Source organism: Bacteroides timonensis (assembly GCF_000513195.1).
Lineage (GTDB): Bacteria > Bacteroidota > Bacteroidia > Bacteroidales > Bacteroidaceae > Bacteroides > Bacteroides timonensis.
The window spans coordinates 1-17,210 of sequence record NZ_CBVI010000055.1 but is presented as its reverse complement, the minus strand read 5'-3'; the positions used below and the strand labels follow the sequence as shown (position 1 = coordinate 17,210).

General features: G+C 42.9%; 19 protein-coding genes. 1 reads left to right on the top strand and 18 read right to left on the bottom strand.

Annotated features, from left to right (window positions below; all coding sequences use genetic code 11):
* Nucleotides 1–10 precede the first annotated feature (10 nt).
* The 12 genes from BN161_RS11390 to BN161_RS11335 form a co-directional block, all read right to left on the bottom strand.
* Nucleotides 11–466 carry an SPOR domain-containing protein gene (locus BN161_RS11390; protein WP_044266150.1) on the bottom strand — a complete coding sequence of 152 codons (456 nt, stop codon included), beginning with the start codon at nt 464–466 and terminating at the stop codon, nt 11–13.
* A gap of 102 nt (nt 467–568) precedes the next feature.
* Complete coding sequence (tpiA, locus tag BN161_RS11385; RefSeq protein WP_044266147.1) at nt 569–1,324, bottom strand: triose-phosphate isomerase; 756 nt, start codon at nt 1,322–1,324, stop codon at nt 569–571.
* A 54-nt stretch (nt 1,325–1,378) separates the two neighbouring features.
* Nucleotides 1,379–2,719 carry a BT_3928 family protein gene (locus BN161_RS11380; RefSeq protein ID WP_044266184.1) on the bottom strand — a complete coding sequence of 447 codons (1,341 nt, stop codon included), beginning with the start codon at nt 2,717–2,719 and terminating at the stop codon, nt 1,379–1,381.
* Nucleotides 2,709–3,251, bottom strand: a complete 543-nt coding sequence (locus BN161_RS11375) for a DUF1599 domain-containing protein (protein WP_044266144.1) — start codon at nt 3,249–3,251, stop codon at nt 2,709–2,711. The genes BN161_RS11380 and BN161_RS11375 overlap by 11 nt, the downstream gene beginning before the upstream one ends.
* 105 nt (nt 3,252–3,356) lie before the next feature.
* Nucleotides 3,357–4,226: a M23 family metallopeptidase gene (locus BN161_RS11370; RefSeq protein ID WP_007210077.1), complete on the bottom strand. Its 870-nt coding sequence runs from the start codon at nt 4,224–4,226 to the stop codon at nt 3,357–3,359.
* Nucleotides 4,227–4,427: 201 nt separating this feature from the next.
* Nucleotides 4,428–6,524, bottom strand: a complete 2,097-nt coding sequence (gene recG, locus BN161_RS11365) for an ATP-dependent DNA helicase RecG (protein ID WP_044266139.1) — start codon at nt 6,522–6,524, stop codon at nt 4,428–4,430.
* Nucleotides 6,512–7,186, bottom strand: coding sequence for a 2-C-methyl-D-erythritol 4-phosphate cytidylyltransferase (locus BN161_RS11360; protein WP_044266137.1), 675 nt, complete (start codon nt 7,184–7,186; stop codon nt 6,512–6,514). The genes recG and BN161_RS11360 overlap by 13 nt, the downstream gene beginning before the upstream one ends.
* Before the next feature lie 3 nt (nt 7,187–7,189).
* Complete coding sequence (locus tag BN161_RS11355; protein ID WP_044266135.1) at nt 7,190–7,738, bottom strand: DJ-1 family glyoxalase III; 549 nt, start codon at nt 7,736–7,738, stop codon at nt 7,190–7,192.
* Between the two features lie 14 nt (nt 7,739–7,752).
* On the bottom strand, nt 7,753–8,580 hold the full coding sequence (locus tag BN161_RS11350) for a TonB family protein (RefSeq protein WP_044266182.1): 828 nt from the start codon (nt 8,578–8,580) through the stop codon (nt 7,753–7,755).
* Nucleotides 8,581–8,630: 50 nt separating this feature from the next.
* The gene (locus BN161_RS11345) at nt 8,631–9,044 is read right to left on the bottom strand and encodes an ExbD/TolR family protein (RefSeq protein ID WP_181982215.1); all 414 of its coding nucleotides are present in this window, start codon (nt 9,042–9,044) and stop codon (nt 8,631–8,633) included.
* A gap of 36 nt (nt 9,045–9,080) precedes the next feature.
* A complete protein-coding gene (locus tag BN161_RS11340) occupies nt 9,081–9,797 on the bottom strand; it encodes a MotA/TolQ/ExbB proton channel family protein (RefSeq protein ID WP_022391859.1) in 717 nt (238 codons plus the stop codon).
* Complete coding sequence (locus BN161_RS11335) at nt 9,797–10,510, bottom strand: pyridoxine 5'-phosphate synthase (protein ID WP_044266178.1); 714 nt, start codon at nt 10,508–10,510, stop codon at nt 9,797–9,799. The genes BN161_RS11340 and BN161_RS11335 overlap by 1 nt, the downstream gene beginning before the upstream one ends.
* Before the next feature lie 104 nt (nt 10,511–10,614).
* Between BN161_RS11335 and BN161_RS11330 the strand changes: the two genes are divergently transcribed.
* The gene (locus BN161_RS11330) at nt 10,615–11,484 is read left to right on the top strand and encodes an NAD kinase (protein ID WP_007218803.1); all 870 of its coding nucleotides are present in this window, start codon (nt 10,615–10,617) and stop codon (nt 11,482–11,484) included.
* A gap of 66 nt (nt 11,485–11,550) precedes the next feature.
* Here the strand turns inward: BN161_RS11330 and BN161_RS29815 are convergent, their stop codons facing one another.
* The 6 genes from BN161_RS29815 to tnpC all read right to left on the bottom strand — a co-directional run bounded on the left by BN161_RS29815 (nt 11,551) and on the right by tnpC (nt 16,873).
* Complete coding sequence (locus tag BN161_RS29815) at nt 11,551–11,646, bottom strand: smalltalk protein (RefSeq protein ID WP_157445240.1); 96 nt, start codon at nt 11,644–11,646, stop codon at nt 11,551–11,553.
* A 47-nt stretch (nt 11,647–11,693) separates the two neighbouring features.
* Nucleotides 11,694–12,203: an HU family DNA-binding protein gene (locus BN161_RS11325; RefSeq protein WP_044266132.1), complete on the bottom strand. Its 510-nt coding sequence runs from the start codon at nt 12,201–12,203 to the stop codon at nt 11,694–11,696.
* Between the two features lie 169 nt (nt 12,204–12,372).
* The gene (locus BN161_RS11320) at nt 12,373–13,614 is read right to left on the bottom strand and encodes an ATP-binding protein (protein ID WP_125910795.1); all 1,242 of its coding nucleotides are present in this window, start codon (nt 13,612–13,614) and stop codon (nt 12,373–12,375) included.
* Nucleotides 13,615–13,765: 151 nt separating this feature from the next.
* Nucleotides 13,766–14,854 (bottom strand): HigA family addiction module antitoxin, encoded by a 1,089-nt coding sequence (locus BN161_RS11315; RefSeq protein WP_044266128.1) that lies wholly within the window; start codon nt 14,852–14,854, stop codon nt 13,766–13,768.
* A complete protein-coding gene (locus BN161_RS11310; protein WP_044266126.1) occupies nt 14,838–15,155 on the bottom strand; it encodes a hypothetical protein in 318 nt (105 codons plus the stop codon). The genes BN161_RS11315 and BN161_RS11310 overlap by 17 nt, the downstream gene beginning before the upstream one ends.
* Nucleotides 15,156–15,586: 431 nt before the next feature.
* Nucleotides 15,587–16,873 (bottom strand): IS66 family transposase, encoded by a 1,287-nt coding sequence (gene tnpC / locus BN161_RS11305; RefSeq protein WP_044266124.1) that lies wholly within the window; start codon nt 16,871–16,873, stop codon nt 15,587–15,589.
* Nucleotides 16,874–17,210: the final 337 nt, after the last annotated feature.

Genomic DNA, 17,210 nt, shown 5'->3' with positions numbered 1-17,210 from the left:
GAGTAAGTTTTTATAAGGGGATGTTTATCTGCTCTTTCACAATAGAAACTTCTTTGAATACGCCTGTAGCGCGCAACTGGCGCATCATGGCATCCGCTTCTTCAACGCTGCGGAAGTCTCCTACACGGCACAGCCAGCGGGGAGAGTGGAAAGAGGTATAAACAGAAAGTTCCGGGAAATATTCTTTGATTCGTGAGCCCACAGCGTGAGCTTCGTTCTTGGCTCTACTGGTATTGTTTCCGGCATACACCTGTACACGGAAACCCTGACTTTTAAGCACTCTGTTCTCCGTTCCGTTGGGAATATATTCCTGACCTATCAAGACCTCGATGCGGGCATCCTGATGGATGGTTACCTTACCCTGTCCCGGCACATTGCGTTCCAAACTCTTCACAATGTTATTCTGCGCCAAAGCAAAAGCGGCGAAAGCAAAGCATGCAATTAAAAGTAAACCAAGCCTCTTCATAATGAATAATAAAATAATAGACGGTTGATAATATGATTATAGAAACTGATAACCGACAACCGGCACTTCACCGGTTATCAATTATCAATCTTCCATTATCTATTAATTAAAAGCATCAATGATACCTTTGAAGTCTGCTGCCTTCAGAGCTGCACCACCGATCAAGCCACCATCAACGTCAGGATTAGCGAACAATTCCTTAGCGTTAGACGGTTTAGCGCTACCACCGTAAAGGATAGAGCAGTTGTCAGCAACTTCCTTACCGTACTTGTCAGCAACTAATGAACGGATGAAAGCATGGATTTCCTGAGCTTGGTCGGGAGTAGCAGTTTTACCTGTACCGATAGCCCAAACCGGTTCGTAAGCCAATACGATCTTAGAGAAATCTTCAGCAGACAGAGAGAATACAGAAGCCAACTGAGCGGCAACTACTTCATTCTGCTTGTTAGCTTCGCGTTCTTCCAGCACTTCACCGATACAGAAGATCGGAGTCAGGCCGTTAGCCAAAGCCAATTTTACTTTTTCTTCCAGGATGGCAACTGTTTCGCCATAATAAGCACGACGTTCTGAGTGACCCAAGATTACATATTTAGCGCCTGTAGAAGCAACCATAGCTGCTGAAACTTCACCAGTGTAAGCACCTGATTCTTTATCAGCACAGTTTTCAGCACCTACACCAATCTTAGCAGGGTCTACCAACGGAGTAACCGATGCCAGGTGGATAAAAGGAGTACAGATGATTACATCACAGTTAGGCTTTTCGTTAGCCAATACTTCATTCAGTTCTTTTGCAAGAGCAATACCCTCCTGAAGGGTTTTGTTCATTTTCCAGTTTCCTGCAACAATGTTTTTTCTCATTTTGTTTTTTATTTATTAAAAGGGTTAATGTATTTTTGATTTATAATTTGTGACTTATGGCTGAGGAATCTCTTGCTTATCACTCATCACTCCATCGCTAATCACTTTATTTTTCGCTCTCTTTCTTTCCCTGCGCTTCACAACCAGGATGTCCACGCCGATAACCATCAGCAACGGAATGATAAACCACAAAAGAACGTAACCAATCGTGCGCAAATCACTTTCTTGTTTCTGCTGACCGAGTTCCAGTTTATCCAGACTATCCGTCAACACGTATTCATCCGGCAAACTGTTATCACTCCACTTATTCAGAATGACACCATCCTTTATCAGCATCAGTCCGGGATTGGAACGGATAATAGTCTTCAAAGTGATGTCGTCCATCTGGCAGAAAGGATATTCTGCACCGGTCTTGTCACGCCATAATTCTATTTGTTCCTCCGGCGAAGAAGTCAGGGCATAAAAGCCGTAACCATGCTCCACACTATAATCATAGATCTCGTTAATAAGATCTATATCGCTATCGTCAGCTTTTTCAATGCGATGAGCTACCAACAGGAATGTATATCCCTTATCGGATAAGATGCTATCGGTCAAATCCTCTCCGGTTTCCAGACTTACAATAGAGAAGTCGTGAATCGGAGGCTCGTATCCTTTTTCCTTCAACACCGTACGTGTTTCAACAAACGTCCATGTGCTATCCGGGTAATTATCCAGTGTAAATTCCTGCTTTTTTCCGTCTTTCTCCAAAATGAACTTGCTCTCAAACACACTGGGTTTTGCTCCTTCGGGTATATCCATACCTTCTTTGATATTCTTTCCGATCTTGTAAGGACGGAAATCCAGAATAGGCAGATTGTCCAGGCAATAGAACGAAAGCACAAACACGAAAAAGAACGTATACATAGAAATCATCCATGCCATTTTTGCCGTAATAAAGGGGATAATTTGTTTTCCACCTTTGAAGACAGATACGGCTGCAATAAACAATACTACATTCTTGCCAAACGTTTCCCAGTTTGTCAACACCCATGCATCACCGAAACAACCGCAATCGGACACCGGATTCACTAACGCCAGATACAGCGTCAGCGGTGTCATCACGATCATCAGCATCAGTGCCAGAGTTGTAGCAAACCTCCGCCGTATACCGAAGAACAGGAAAACTCCCACTGAGAATTCCAACGCTGACAATACGATGGCAAACAGTAACTGCAAATATGTAGGAAACCATGCAGCCATTCCAAAAGCCGTCAGATAATCCTGAATCTTATAAAAAGAGCCTAACGGATCGACTGCCTTCACAAAGCCGGAAAAGATGAATACCACCGCCAGTAAAAAGCGGCAAACATTCACCCAGCTCTTCCACATTATATGTTTCTGCTTAGTCTCCAAATTCAATCTTAATCAAACCGAATACGGAATAATTAATCATGTCCATATAATTAGCATCCACTCCTTCCGAAACCAAAGTCTGTCCTGACAGGCTTTCAATCTGTTTCGTACGGTAGATTTTCATCAATATCAGATCAGTGTATGAACTGACACGCATGCTGCGCCATGCCTCATCGTAATCATGATTCTTAGCAAGCATCAGCTCCAATGAAGTTTTAGCATATTTGTCATACAATGCCATTGCCTCTTCATTTGTGATATCGGCTGATTCCGCATATCCCAGCTCCAGCTGTATCAATCCGACAATGCCATAGTTGACTATCGCAATGAACTCGGAACGTATTCCTTCGTCCACCAACGTCACTCCTTTGGTTTCAATACTCCTGATACGATTAGCTTTAATGAATATCTGGTCAGTCACGGAAGCCGGACGGAGAATACGCCATGCCGGACCGTAATCATGTAGTTTCTTGGAGAACAAATCACGACAGATGGCAATGACATGTTCAAATTGTTGTTTGGTATCTTTCATTTCCTTACAAATTGGTTGCAAAGGTAGAAATAATTAAAGAAAAAAGAAAAGAGGGCACTCTAAATTATATTAAAGTGCCCTCTTCTTTATGGGTTTATTGATATCTTACGAACAACGTAATACCTGTCCCGGACGTAAGATTGTTTTCCGTGTAATGCGATTCAACTGACAGAGCTTATCAATAGATACTCCCTGACGGGATGCAATCTTAGACAATGTATCTCCACTCTTTACTTTATAGAACAAACCTTCACCGGAAGCCATACTGCGAGCAGTTCCTTTTGAAGTCTTGGTCTTAGTGAAAGTATAATGATCAGCAACAACGTCTTGCTTTTCAAAGTCGAACATTAAAGCGGGGTCGATAGGAATTCCCAGGAAACGGGTTTCAAAGTGAAGATGCGAACCGGTAGAACGTCCGGTATTGCCACCTAAAGCGATAGGCTCTCCGGCTTTAACCAATTGATTAATTTCTACGATCTGTTTGGATAAGTGTCCGTAAACAGTTTCCAGTCCATTGTCATGACGAATAACGATATACTTACCATAGCCACGGCGTCCCTGATTCTTTACTACGCGTACTTTACCATCGAAAGCAGCTCGAATCGTATCACCGATGAATACTTTAACATCCAAGCCATAGTGCATTCTGCGTCTTCTGGGGCGATAACCGAAGACATCTGTAATCTTCGTATGCGTTGTAGGCATACAGAAACCTGTCAGGTCCACTTTATAGCTTTCAGGAACGATAGCATCGCCATAAGCTTGTACATACTCATTGTTCCAAGTCGGATATAGACTTAGACCTGGATAAGCAGATTGTTCAGCACGTATCTGTTTCTGTAAAGCCAACGAGTCAACGCTCTTTAGTTTCCTGTCGATGGGGGCTTGTCGGGCAATCAAATCCTGAGAAAAAGAATTCAGGCTGACCATTGCCGTCGCAGCTATTAGGATCGTTTTAATGCAATTGAAATTCATTCCGTTTCGTCATTCTTTTAAAAAATTCTCCCAAAGGTAGTATTTCTTCTCTAAATGAAAAGGCTGTTCTTAACTATTTTTTCGGTAAGGGACTAAAAGATACATATTAAAACATTCCCTAACTCCCTGTATATCGGAAAGTTAAGAGCTAACATGTTTTACAACATAAAAATGCAAATAAAGTGTATGTTTAACCGTTATTCAACTAATGGAAGCCCAATTAACGTTAGTTTTCCGAAGTGCCTTTAGCTGACGCCACAGGATTTCATTCTCCGGACGAATACCAGTAGGATCAGCATCCACCACTTCTTCAGCAACATTGCGCACATATTGCAGCAGTTGTCCGTCGCGCGCTATATCGGCAATTTTCAGGTCGAAGGCAATACCGCTTTGCTGTGTGCCTTCCAAATCACCGGGACCTCGTAGCTTCAGATCGGCTTCAGCTATTTCAAAGCCGTCATTTGTCCGCACCATAATTTCCAGGCGCTTGCGGGTTTCCTCTACCAACTTGTATCCGGTCACTAAAATACAATAAGACTGTTCTGCTCCACGACCTACACGACCACGCAACTGATGGAGCTGTGACAAACCGAAGCGCTCTGCATTCTCAATAATCATCACGGAAGCATTCGGCACATTTACGCCCACCTCAATCACTGTAGTCGCTACCATTATCTGTGCTTCGCCCGAAACAAAAAGCTGCATTTGCGCATCCTTCTCAGCCGCTTTCATCTTGCCATGCACTTTGCAGACTTTACAATCCGGAAACTCCTCACAAATATGGAGGTAGCCTTCTTCCAGGTTCTTCAAGTCTATTTTCTCACTTTCCTTAATCAAAGGATATACAATATACACCTGTCTGCCCTCTGCAATCTGTCTATGAACGGATTGGTACAAGCTTACACGGTGCGCATCATATTTATGAATGGTCACAATAGGTTTACGTCCCGGCGGCAGTTCATCAATGACGGAGACATCAAGATCACCATATAATGTCATGGCCAGCGTACGCGGAATAGGGGTAGCTGTCATGACTAGCACATGGGGTGGCTGTGCATTCTTAGTCCATAAACGTGCGCGCTGTGCCACACCGAAACGGTGCTGTTCATCTATCACGACCAGCCCCAGTGAAGAGAAATTCACGGTATCTTCTATCACGGCATGCGTACCGATCAGTATTCGTACATCTCCTGTTAACAGACCGGTGAGAATGGCTTCCCGCTTTTTTCCTTTCACAGAACCGGTCAGCAATTCCACACGTATGTCCATTCCGTACAATAACTCACGGATTGTTTCAAAATGCTGGTTAGCCAAAATCTCGGTAGGCGCCATCATACAAGCCTGGTAACCGTTATCCAACGCTATCAGCATACTCATCAGTGCCACCAGCGTTTTTCCACTACCTACATCCCCCTGCAACAGACGGTTCATTTGCTTACCGCTGCCCACATCCCGTCGTATTTCTTTCAGTACACGCTTCTGGGCACCTGTCAGTTCGAAAGGCAGATTCTTGGCATAGAAAGTATTGAATATCTCTCCTACCGTTTCAAATACATATCCACGGTATTTCCGTTGCCTGTCTTTGGCATAGCGGAGAATATTCAACTGCACATAGAAAAGTTCTTCAAATTTCAAGCGATATTGCGCTTTACGAAGCAATTCCGGATTTGCCGGAAAATGAATATTCATCAAGGCTTCCGTCAGCGGCATCAAATGATGTTCTGCCAGTATAGCGGGAGAAAGCGTCTCGGGCAACGGTTCGCGGAGTTGCTGTACTACGGCGCTCATCATCTTCTCAATTGCATGAGAATTGAGGGAACTCCGCTTCATTTTCTCCGTTGTATTATAATAAGGTTGCAATCCCATGGTCGAGAGCTTCAGTTCCGAAGCATTATCGATATCCGGATGAGCAATATTAATCCGTCCGTTGAAGACGCTGGGTTTACCAAATACTATATATTCCTGATGTACCTTATACTTACCGACGAGAAATTTAATTCCCTGAAACCAGACTAAGTCCACAATCCCCGTACCATCCGAAAAATGGGCAATCAGACGGCGCTGCCTACCTTCTCCAATCGTCTCAAAGCCCAGGATTTCACCTTTCAGCTGGATATAAGGCATCGTACCGTCTATCTCATGGATATAATAGATACGGCTACGGTCTACATATTTATAGGGGAAATAATACAATAAGTCGTGAAGGGAATAGATATTCAATTCCTTATTGAGTACTGAGGCACGTTGCGGCCCTACACCCGACAGGTATTTTATGTCACGAGAAGCTAAATCAAACATGAATCCAACAAAGCAGCGGCTATTTTCAAATCAAAGGGAGTCGTAATTTTAATGTTTTCCCGATTACCTGCCGCGAGGTATACAGATACTCCCATCGCTTCCACTACCGAAGCGTCGTCCGTAAAGAAAGAAGTATAAGGTTGTTCATAGGCCTGTTTCAGTAAATCGGCATCAAACACCTGGGGAGTCTGTACCAATTTATACTCATCCCGGCTGACAGTCACGCTTTCTTCTCCTTTGAGATGGCGTACAGTCTCCACCACATCTATCACGGGAATCACCGCCTTTTTTTCAGCCGCCAATTCATAACAACGGGCTATAACTTCCCGGGAAACAAACGGGCGTACCCCATCATGAACACCAACCAATCCCGGAGTGGTTACGTGAGCCAATCCGTTCTTTACCGAATGGAAGCGGGTCTCACCTCCGTCCGCCACTGTATGCGGCAAAGAAAAAGAATGCTCCGCACATAGCTCTGTCCAATAAGACTGCTGGCTATGCGGGAGCACTAATATTATATGTATCTCCGGATTGTAGGCATAAAAGGCTTCCAAAGTACGCATCAGAACAGGTTTTCCACCTATAGGCAGAAACTGTTTGGGAAGTTCGCCTCCCATGCGCAACCCTTTACCACCGGCAACTATCAGAGCATACTGAACCATAAATCAATTAACACACATTGCCTCTTTCAATTCCTGAACTTTCTCTTTTCCAAGCATCATATCTACAACCGTCAGAGCAAATTCCATCGCAGCACCCGGTCCTTTTCCGGTAATGATGTTACCGTCTCTTTCCACCGGAGCACCTGTACATTCAGCACCTTCCAGGTATTGTTCGAAGCCGGGATAGCAAGTTGCCTTGCGGCCTTTCAGCAAGCCAAGCTTACCCAATATCATAGGAGCGGCACAAATGGCAGCAATCGGTTTATTCTTTTCAGCAAAATCCAAGACCAGTTTCCGAAGTTCCGGGCACTTCTCCAAAGTAGCTGCTCCGGGCATTCCACCGGGTAAAAGAACTAAATCTGCGTCATAAAAATCACAGTTCACTACATTCTTATCGCAAAGCACCGGTACATCATGTGCACCTGTTACTATCTCATCGGGAGTCACTGTTATCATTTCCACGTTCAGCCCTGCACGTCTCATTACATCCACAGAGGTGAAAGCTTCCACTTCTTCAAATCCGTCTGCAAAAAAAACATAAACTGTACCCATAATTGTTCTCCTTATTATTTTAGATTAAAGTAATATGTTATTGTTCCTGTCTGGTTATTCAACCCCTCTACTTTATTGAAACGCGCTTTCTTAGCAGCATCTTCAGCCGCCTTCCGCAAAGCAGGATTTACGGTATTGGTCTGTCGGTTGATGCTGGTAGCAATTACATGTCCTGCAGGATTCACAGTAATCGTAACCACCACTCTGCCCTCATCCTGCACATTATATGCCGGACGCGGCAAACCTCCTTGTCCTATAGAACGTCCACCGAGGTCAAAAGTTCCATAGCCTCCCGTTCCGCTCGACGCACCTTCCGGCGCATTTCCGGTGGGACTTCCCTGGATACCTGTTCCCTCAGTCGTACCTTTGCTTCCCATTTGTGCTCCTTTTCCGAAGGCACCTGCCACCCTCTTACGGGCAGCCTCTTCCGCCTCCCTGCGTTCCCGCTCGGCTTTAGCTTCTGCCAACTTCCGGGCTTCTTCCGCTTTCTCGGCTTCTGTCTTCTCCGGTTTTTCCGGCTTCTTTTTTACTTCTTCCTTTTTAGGTTCCGCTTTGGGCTTGATAACAACGGTTTCTTCATCCTCCTGTGTAAGCATCTCCTGTTCTACCGTCTCCTGCACTTTAGGGGCAACAGTTTCAGGCATCACATCCACTTTCACCAGGGAGGGATCAGCACTTCCAAATGCATTGGGCACTTCACCCAGCATTACCGGCATACCGTCTTCATCCTGCTGCTCCGGCAAAACGAAGCCAACCAGTATCAACAGGAGAATGAACGCTACATGTACCAGCAGCGCACCTACCATTCCTATATATTTGCCTTTCTTCTTCGGATCCACCATTGCCATTTACTATTTAACCATTTACAATGTACAATTTACCCATCGTACATTTATTTGCTTTCAGGCGGACGTGTAGCCAGCACCATCTTGAACTTATTCTCATTGGCAATATTCAGCACTTTCACGATTTCCCTGTAAGGCACAGCTTCATCAGCATAAAGCGCCACATACATTTCCGGTTCTTTCGCAGCGCACGATTGCAGGAAAGGAGTCAATTCTTCCAAAGAAATCGCCTGCTCCTTATCATTTCCAAACGCCGCGTAAAAATTCAGGTCCTTATCGATAATAACCCGCGTCAAGGGCTTAGCCGATGTCTGCTGTTTTCCCTGCGGAAGCAACACTTTGATAGCGTTCGGCGAAACAACCGTAGACGTGATCATAAAAAAGATCAGCAACAGGAAGATGACGTCCGTCATGGATGCCATACTGAAATTAGGCGATATTTTAGCTCTACGTTGTAGCACGCTTAGTTCAATTATTAATTACTAATTATTCATTACTTAGGAAGCGGGTTCATTCAAGAGATCCATGAATGCCATGGTTTTAGCCTCCATCTTATTCACCACGCCGTCTACCAGAGTCACGAGATAGTTATAGGCAAACATCGCAATAATACCCACGATCAAACCACCTACCGTAGTGATCATAGCTTCGTAGATACCGCCCGAGAGTAATGTGATATCGATATTGTTACCTGCATTGGCCATTTCGTAGAAAGCACGCACCATACCGGTCACTGTACCGAGGAACCCAATCATCGGCGCACCTCCGGAAATGGTTGCCATAATCGTCAATCCTTTTTCCAGTTTCGCTACCTCAATGTTTCCCACATTCTCAATGGCAGCCTGCACATCATTCACCGGACGTCCCAAACGGCTGATACCTTTCTCAATCATACGGGCAGCCGGAGTATTTACGCTGCGGCAATAGGCTATGGCAGCTTTTATTTCTCCATCCAGAATATAATCCTTTATCTTATCCATGAACATCGGGTCCTCTTTGCCGGCTTTTCTGATCACATAGTTGCGTTCGAACAAGATGTAGAAACAAAGGATGGACAGCAATCCAAGAACGATCATAATCCAACCACCCTTGACAGCCATGCTCCATAAGTTCATCTCTTCAGGACCAGCTACCGGAGTTAATACCGGATTGGCGCCCGCAATAGAATCGGTCAGCGCCGGAGCCACTTGGGCTAATAACAACATTGCATTCATCAACGAAGACAGTTTTTATATTCCTGAATGGTACGTTCCAGTCCCAGATACAGAGCATCGCTTATCAGCGAGTGTCCGATAGAGACTTCATCCATCCATGGAATGTTTTGATATAAATAATTCAGATTCACCAAACTCAGGTCATGTCCGGCATTCAGACCCAGCCCCAGACTACGTGCCACTTTGGCTGCCTCTACAAAAGGAGCAACGGCGGCTTCCTTATTCTGCGGATAAGCGGTCGCATAGGGTTCGGTATAGAGTTCCACCCGGTCGGCACCAGCCTTGGCAGCATACTCTATCATCTCCACATCCGTCGATACAAATACGGAAGTACGGATGCCTGCATCATTAAATGTTTCGAGTACTTCAGTCAGAAATTCCAGATTCTGCTTGGTATCCCAACCTGCATTCGAAGTCAGCTGAGTCGGACTATCCGGAACCAGAGTAACCTGATGCGGCTTCACTTTCAATACCAGATCAATAAATTCGGGGGCAGGATATCCTTCGATATTAAATTCAGTACGAAGCAACGGGCGAAGATCATACACATCCCTCTGGCGTATATGACGTTCATCAGGGCGTGGATGTACGGTAATTCCTTCCGCACCAAAGCTTTCACAATCCAGTGCTACTTTCACCACATTAGGGACATCCCCTCCACGCGCATTACGCAGCGTCGCAATCTTGTTTATGTTTACACTTAATCTAGTCATAATTCGGATCATAGTTTGCCGCAAATGTACAAATAATAGCGATACATTGGCAGCGTTCTGAGAAAAAAACACCATATTTGCATTTCATTAAGAAAGTACAGACGATGAAATTTGCCATATTTGGAAATACTTACCAAGCCAAAAAATCAACACATGCGGAAACTTTATTCCGCTTGTTGGAGCGGCGTAATGCCCAGCTTTGCATTTGCAGGGAGTTCTATAACTTCCTGACTTCCGACCTGCACATGACTATCGCTTCCGCCGAACTCTTTGACGGAGACGATTTTACAGCAGATATGGTCATCAGTATCGGGGGCGACGGTACGTTCCTGAAAGCAGCCAGCCGGGTAGGCAAAAAGAACATCCCCATTCTGGGTATCAATACCGGCCGCCTTGGTTTCCTGGCAGACATTTCTCCGGAAGAGATGGAAGAGACTTTCGATGAGATTTATAATAACCACTACAAGGTGGAAGAACGTAGCGTGTTGCAATTACATTGTGATGATAAAAAATTGATGGAATCGCCTTATGCACTCAATGAAATTGCTGTATTGAAACGCGATAGTTCTTCAATGATCAGCATTCATACTGCTATCAACGGTGCCCATCTCACCACTTATCAGGCTGACGGGTTAGTGGTATCCACCCCTACCGGTTCCACGGCTTATTCGCTGAGTGTCGGTGGTCCGGTTATCGTACCTCATAGCAAAACAATCGCTATCACTCCGGTGGCTCCGCATAGTTTGAATGTCCGTCCCATCGTTATTTGCGATGATTGGGAAATCACTCTTGACGTAGAAAGCCGCAGCCACAGTTTTCTGGTTGCCATCGACGGTCGTAGTGAATCCTGCAAAGAAACAACCCGTCTGCGAATCTCACGGGCTGATTACAGCATTAAGGTAATCAAACGCTTCAACCATGTGTTCTTTGATACGCTTCGCAATAAGCTGATGTGGGGAGCGGATGTAAGATAAAAAAAAGAGCCGTTACCCGGACTTCAACTTCTCGGATAACGGCTTCTCTTCGTCTATCAACTATACTTAAAATGTCATAGCCTGCCCTCCAATCACACCTGCGATGGCAGTAGCAACAGCAATAATCACTTTTAAAATCACCTTCCAATTCGTTTTCTTCATAGCGATTTTCTTGATTTTCATTCTCAACTCCTATTTTTTAGTTCTTCTTATCCGAGCGGATTCTCATCCAGTCCTCCGCCACCTGAGTTACCACCCGAACCACTGTCTGATCCGCCTCCCGTAGGAACATTTAATAACTCTTTCAGATAATCGTCCAAACTAACCAGATCCAGTTTCTCACCGACACGAGTAGCGGCCTTGTTTATCTTTAACTCTTTATTAGCCTGAAAGCAAATACGAACACTGCCTACACTCTTGGCAGTTACATCTTCAGCCTTATCTTCTCCTTTCGATTTGGCGGCCAGCATAAACACACCCAACCCCGCAATATTCACCGTCTTGCCTTCCAGCAACTGCTCTTTCAACTTTTCCACGAAATTCTGCATAGTACTCCGGATATCACCGATAGAAAGCGAGGAACGATCCTGCATCTTCTGCGCAATGAAATCCAAGTTCACACTCTGTCCTAATGTCACTAACTGCGGAAAATACTTTTTGGGAGAATTCTCAACCCGAGGGTCGGACGGTCTCTCCACCGTTCTAAAAATTACACTCATACTTTTTTCATTTAGAGATTTAAATTCTATTCCTAATTCACTCGTTTCGTTGATCAACAATGCAAAGGTGAGGATAAAATCTTAAATGAGAAGAAGAAAAAAGCATGTCAACGACGGTTTTTCTGAGAAAAGTTATAAACACGTATAAAACAGAGATTTATGTACTCATTCATTTTCCTATTCTATCCACTAATATACCCGGCGTCAGATGTACTCCCTTATATTCTGTATCCAGATTAATATTAGCTATATAACGTAACTTAATTTTTTCATCATCAGCAAAATTAACCAACGAAGGAATACTTACGGGATTCTGCAAACGTTTAAACTTGCACTCCACAGCCAACTTTCTCATAGGACCATCCAGCACAAAGTCCACTTCCGTCCCACTTTGTGTACGATAAAAGTAAATTGTATCCGACGCCTGTCTATTTCTCCAAAGTTCTAACAGCACATAATTCTCAAACAAGGCACCATTATCTGTTCGGAATGCTATCTCATTGAAGCTATTATAAATGATATTACGCAATCCTAAATCACAAAAGTAGACTTTATTCATTTTACCAATAACCTTACGCTTATTGGTAAAATAAGGTTCTATCAGTTTTATGATATACATCTTCTGGAGTAAATAGATGTATTCTTCGCATCGTGCATATGGTAAGCCACTTTCACGGCTCAAATCATTTACATTTACAAGATTCCCTATCTGCACAGCTAATAAACGAAGCAGTTTATTAAAGCTGACAAAATGCTCATTGGCAATATAGTGCCGTACATCATTCAGCAGGTAAGTCTGATAAATGTCATTCAGCAATTCCACCTTTTCTTGCGGATTCTCGGTCAAAGCGGTGCGCGGAAGTCCGCCATAAATCAAATACTCTTCATAGACCTGTTGCAAAGGAGCCACTAAAGCATCGTCATTCCCATCTTTCAATTCTTGTTGCAGGCGCCAAAGCTTCTCATCTTTAAACAACAGATATTCAGAAAAAGAGAGTGAAAGAACTTCTATCACACGTACACGTCCCGCCAAAGATTCTTCAATATTTTGAAGGATATCCAGACTTGAACTACCGGAACAAAGAATACGCAAATTACCATATTTATCAGTCAGCAGTTTTAACATAGTAGAAACTCCCTGTATAAACTGAAATTCGTCAAGCAGTAACAAGCCATTTAATTCTGCATTCAGATAAATTTTCAAATACTGCTCAATAGTACTGAACTGTTGGAAACGTGCGGCCACTTCCACATCTTGCCCATTCAGGAACAAAACATTACGAAAGTCTTTCGTAGGATATGCTTTCATTATAGATGTCTTCCCCACCTGCCGGGCACCTATCAACACTACAATCGGCACTAATCTAAATGCCGATTGAATTTTCTCTTTATAACTATCTCTTGCTATCATAACAGATTCTTTTCCTGCGAAAATAGTATTTTTTTGCGCATTATCCAAAAATCCATAGGGAATTTTATTCAATTACTTCAAAAACATGGAGACTACTTTACGCAAAAGCCGCTAGCCGAAAATTCGGACAGCGGCTACACAAAAAAATCCATTAATAAACTTTTCTATAGCTGTCGGACTTAAACCTATACATTCCCGTCTCTTTAGAAATTCTTCCAAGCACAATCCACTTATTAATATTATTGTCAATCGCCCATTTCGTATAATCACGCTGTATCAAAAACGGATTCATTCTAACTTTGGGAGTTGTATTCCATAATTTATCGGGTATCAACGCATTTGCAGCATATTGATTTGCTTCCTTTTCTTCCGGAGATTCCTCATACCCTTCTATACTAATTCTTGAATCATCACCACCGTTTAAGTGTAAGTCAATATGTCCTAATTCATGCAGCGCATCAAAAGCTAAATGGTCAATCATATTATACCGCATTGTGAGAACAATAGATGGAATACCATTATCCATAAAAGAAAAGCCATCAACAGATGCTTTTTCAACTTTCTGAACGATATTGAATTTTATGCCATAATTTGAAAATATCCCCTGTACCCTTTTTACAGTATCCTTATTTTCATTAAATACAGGCTTCAACTCAGAAATCAATTCCTCGATTTTATTCTTATCATAAGTCCCTTTGACCTCAGTCTTACCCGACTGATATTTTGCAAGTAAAACCCATGTCATAAGCATCCTATCATCCAGTCCTGTTTTTAATGACTTTTTAAACCTACACGCCGCCAATTGTAATTCCGCCGGTTCCGGTAAGTCCAACATAGTTTTTAATTCATTTAGAAAATCCACAAAAGGTCTCTCAAGATTAATCAACAGCCTTTCCGCTATAGTTTTAACATCAAAAGAAAGGTTGTAATCATCTATCATATTTTTTGCTTCTATTGCCTTCAATTCACGTTTTTCTATAGCTTTGGTGTCATAATCATACTGCGTCTGAAGATTCACCCATGAAATAGAAGGTATTCCTAGTACAGTTTCAAATTTATCGGCAATCATCATCGTCACACTTCTTTTCCCTTTAATAATTTCACTAATATGGGAGGGTTGCATATCAACAGACTTTGCGAAGTTCTTTTGAGAAATCCCTCGTTCTATCAATTCATTCTTTAAAATTCGCCCCGGATGAGTTGCCATAAACGGTACTCTCCTTTCATTTTTTTCTTCCATAATGCGTTTCATTTAATTCAATTATGGTTATTCTGATTCCATTTTCATATTCTGCAAATAATAGACGTTCAACCCTTCCATTCATTATTCTAACAGAACTTAGACCTATATGTTTCAGCACTTCATAATGCAAGAAGCTATACGGTTTCAAATCCTTGACACAACTTACCGCATTCATATAGTTATACACATCAACCAAGGCTTTCATAAATACCTTATCCTTAGAGAGCTTTTTATATTTACGATTCTTTCCTGTAAAAATAAGTTCCTCTAAGTCTTTATCATCGAAAGATATTTCCATCGGTTTATTCTTAATTTCTAGCACAAAAATACAGAAATAATTCCATGTTTTTGGGAATTATCTCTCCTTTGTTTCATTTTTAACATTTAGTAAATTACCGCTAAGCTAAAGACTTATAGAATTTTTGACTATAAAAACAGCCGGAACCACTCCTATTACAGAGCAATCCCGGCTGTGCTTACAACGCATATCGGTAAAGTCACGGACATAATAAAAATGATTGAGACCGGTAACACTCAGCATAAACCCTCCAGTTTCTCTACCATCCGAACTAAATCCTGATAGCTTAAATTCTTTTGGGACAAATGTAATCCATTGCTTATACGAATGTCAATCCAAATACGAACAGGATTGTCAGTAAACATCCAATTGCTTTACCCCTACTTGAAAATCAAACATATAGCGGTTGAGCAGATTTTTTTTAAGTTTAATTAGATTGTTTGAAGGGCTAATTTACCCGGAAGCAGACTTTCATAGTCCTTGTTCCCCTCCATCAATTGACGAAAGACATGCGTGAGATAATCCAGTGGAGACAAATCATTCAGCTTGGCTGTCTCTATCAGGGTATAATAAGTCGTAGCAACTTCCACACCTTTTTCACTACCAAAGAATAGAGTATTCTTACGGCCTATTGTCAAAGGTCGTATCTTTCGTTCCGCTTCCAAATTATCTATGTCGTAGCGACCATCATGTCGATAGTGGAGCAATTTCCCCCATCCATTGAGCATGTAGTTCAACGCGGTGTTCATCATTTCACCAAAATGAATCCTTTTATCTTTTAGCATCCGATGGACCCTATCCAGCAGTTTGTTTAGGATTTCGGTGACATCCATACGATTTCGTCTTTCTCTTATTTGCTCATCGGTCCGATTCAACAACCTGTTTTCTAGCTCTACCGCATATAACCGTCCTATCTGCTCTACAAACCAGCCGGCATCCTTATCCTTGCTTATGTCGAAAGCCAATTTGAATTTGGCTCTTACGTGACACCAGCAAAGAATATGCTCGTTTTCAGGATTCTGTTTCGCGAAAAATCGATAACCGGCATAGGCATCAGTCTGTATTCCGCCGATAAAACCCTCAAGGAAGTTTGCTATCGGTCGGGTTCCACGGCTATCATCCGCATCATTATCATAGAGGAAGTAAACGAGTTTATCTATCTTGTTCACCACAACCCAAACATACTTCTTGAAGTACTTCCCGTTCTGAAACTCATCGCTCACGATTCGAACCCTGCACCAGGTCTCATCGATATTAAGCACTGATTTTGCTTTAAGCAGCAACCGCTTGAGACAAGGCAACAGGTTTTGAAGCAGAACAGAGCCTTTGCCAAGCCAGTTGCTGACGGTTTGTTGGCAAACGGACATCTTTTCGTTAGTCAAGCGGATGGCTTCTCTATAAACCGGCAAATGAAGCTGGAAACGATCCATTGCCAGACTGGCAAGGAACTCAGGAGTACAGTGAGTACCATCTATGACATTTGCTTTAGGACGACGGGAATCATTGCCGTCTTTTGGAATATACATCTCATGGCGGACACCAGACTCATCTTCTAAAACGACCAATCGATAGCGGGTACATTTGACGTAACTCTCTCTGGTGAATTCATCTTCATCCTTAAAGCCTACGATTCTCATGCCGGCGGGAATGAGGTCGGTACGGCTGAGCGGGAACAGAGCTATTGCTAGAGGACGATGATACAGAGCCGGGAGTTCCATCGTAATGATCCTTTTCCTCTTCACGGCTGGGCTTAGTGTCAGGCTTACTGCAGGACTTTAAGCTCTTCTTGCCAAAGGAAAACTTGTTATGACGCTGATTGTAGTCATTGAGCTTGGCCACTTCAGCAGTAAGCCTGGCTATCTGATCCAACAGGGCTTTTCTTTCTTCAAATAATGGGATTCCATGATCATCCTGTCTATGTCCGTCAGCTCTTTTTGCATAGTGCAAAGATACAAAAAACGGAACAATAAAACAAAACATAATCACTATAATCACCTGATTACCAGTTAACCAATATTAATTTCAAGCTCTTTACGGACAGGGCAACTAAGCAGG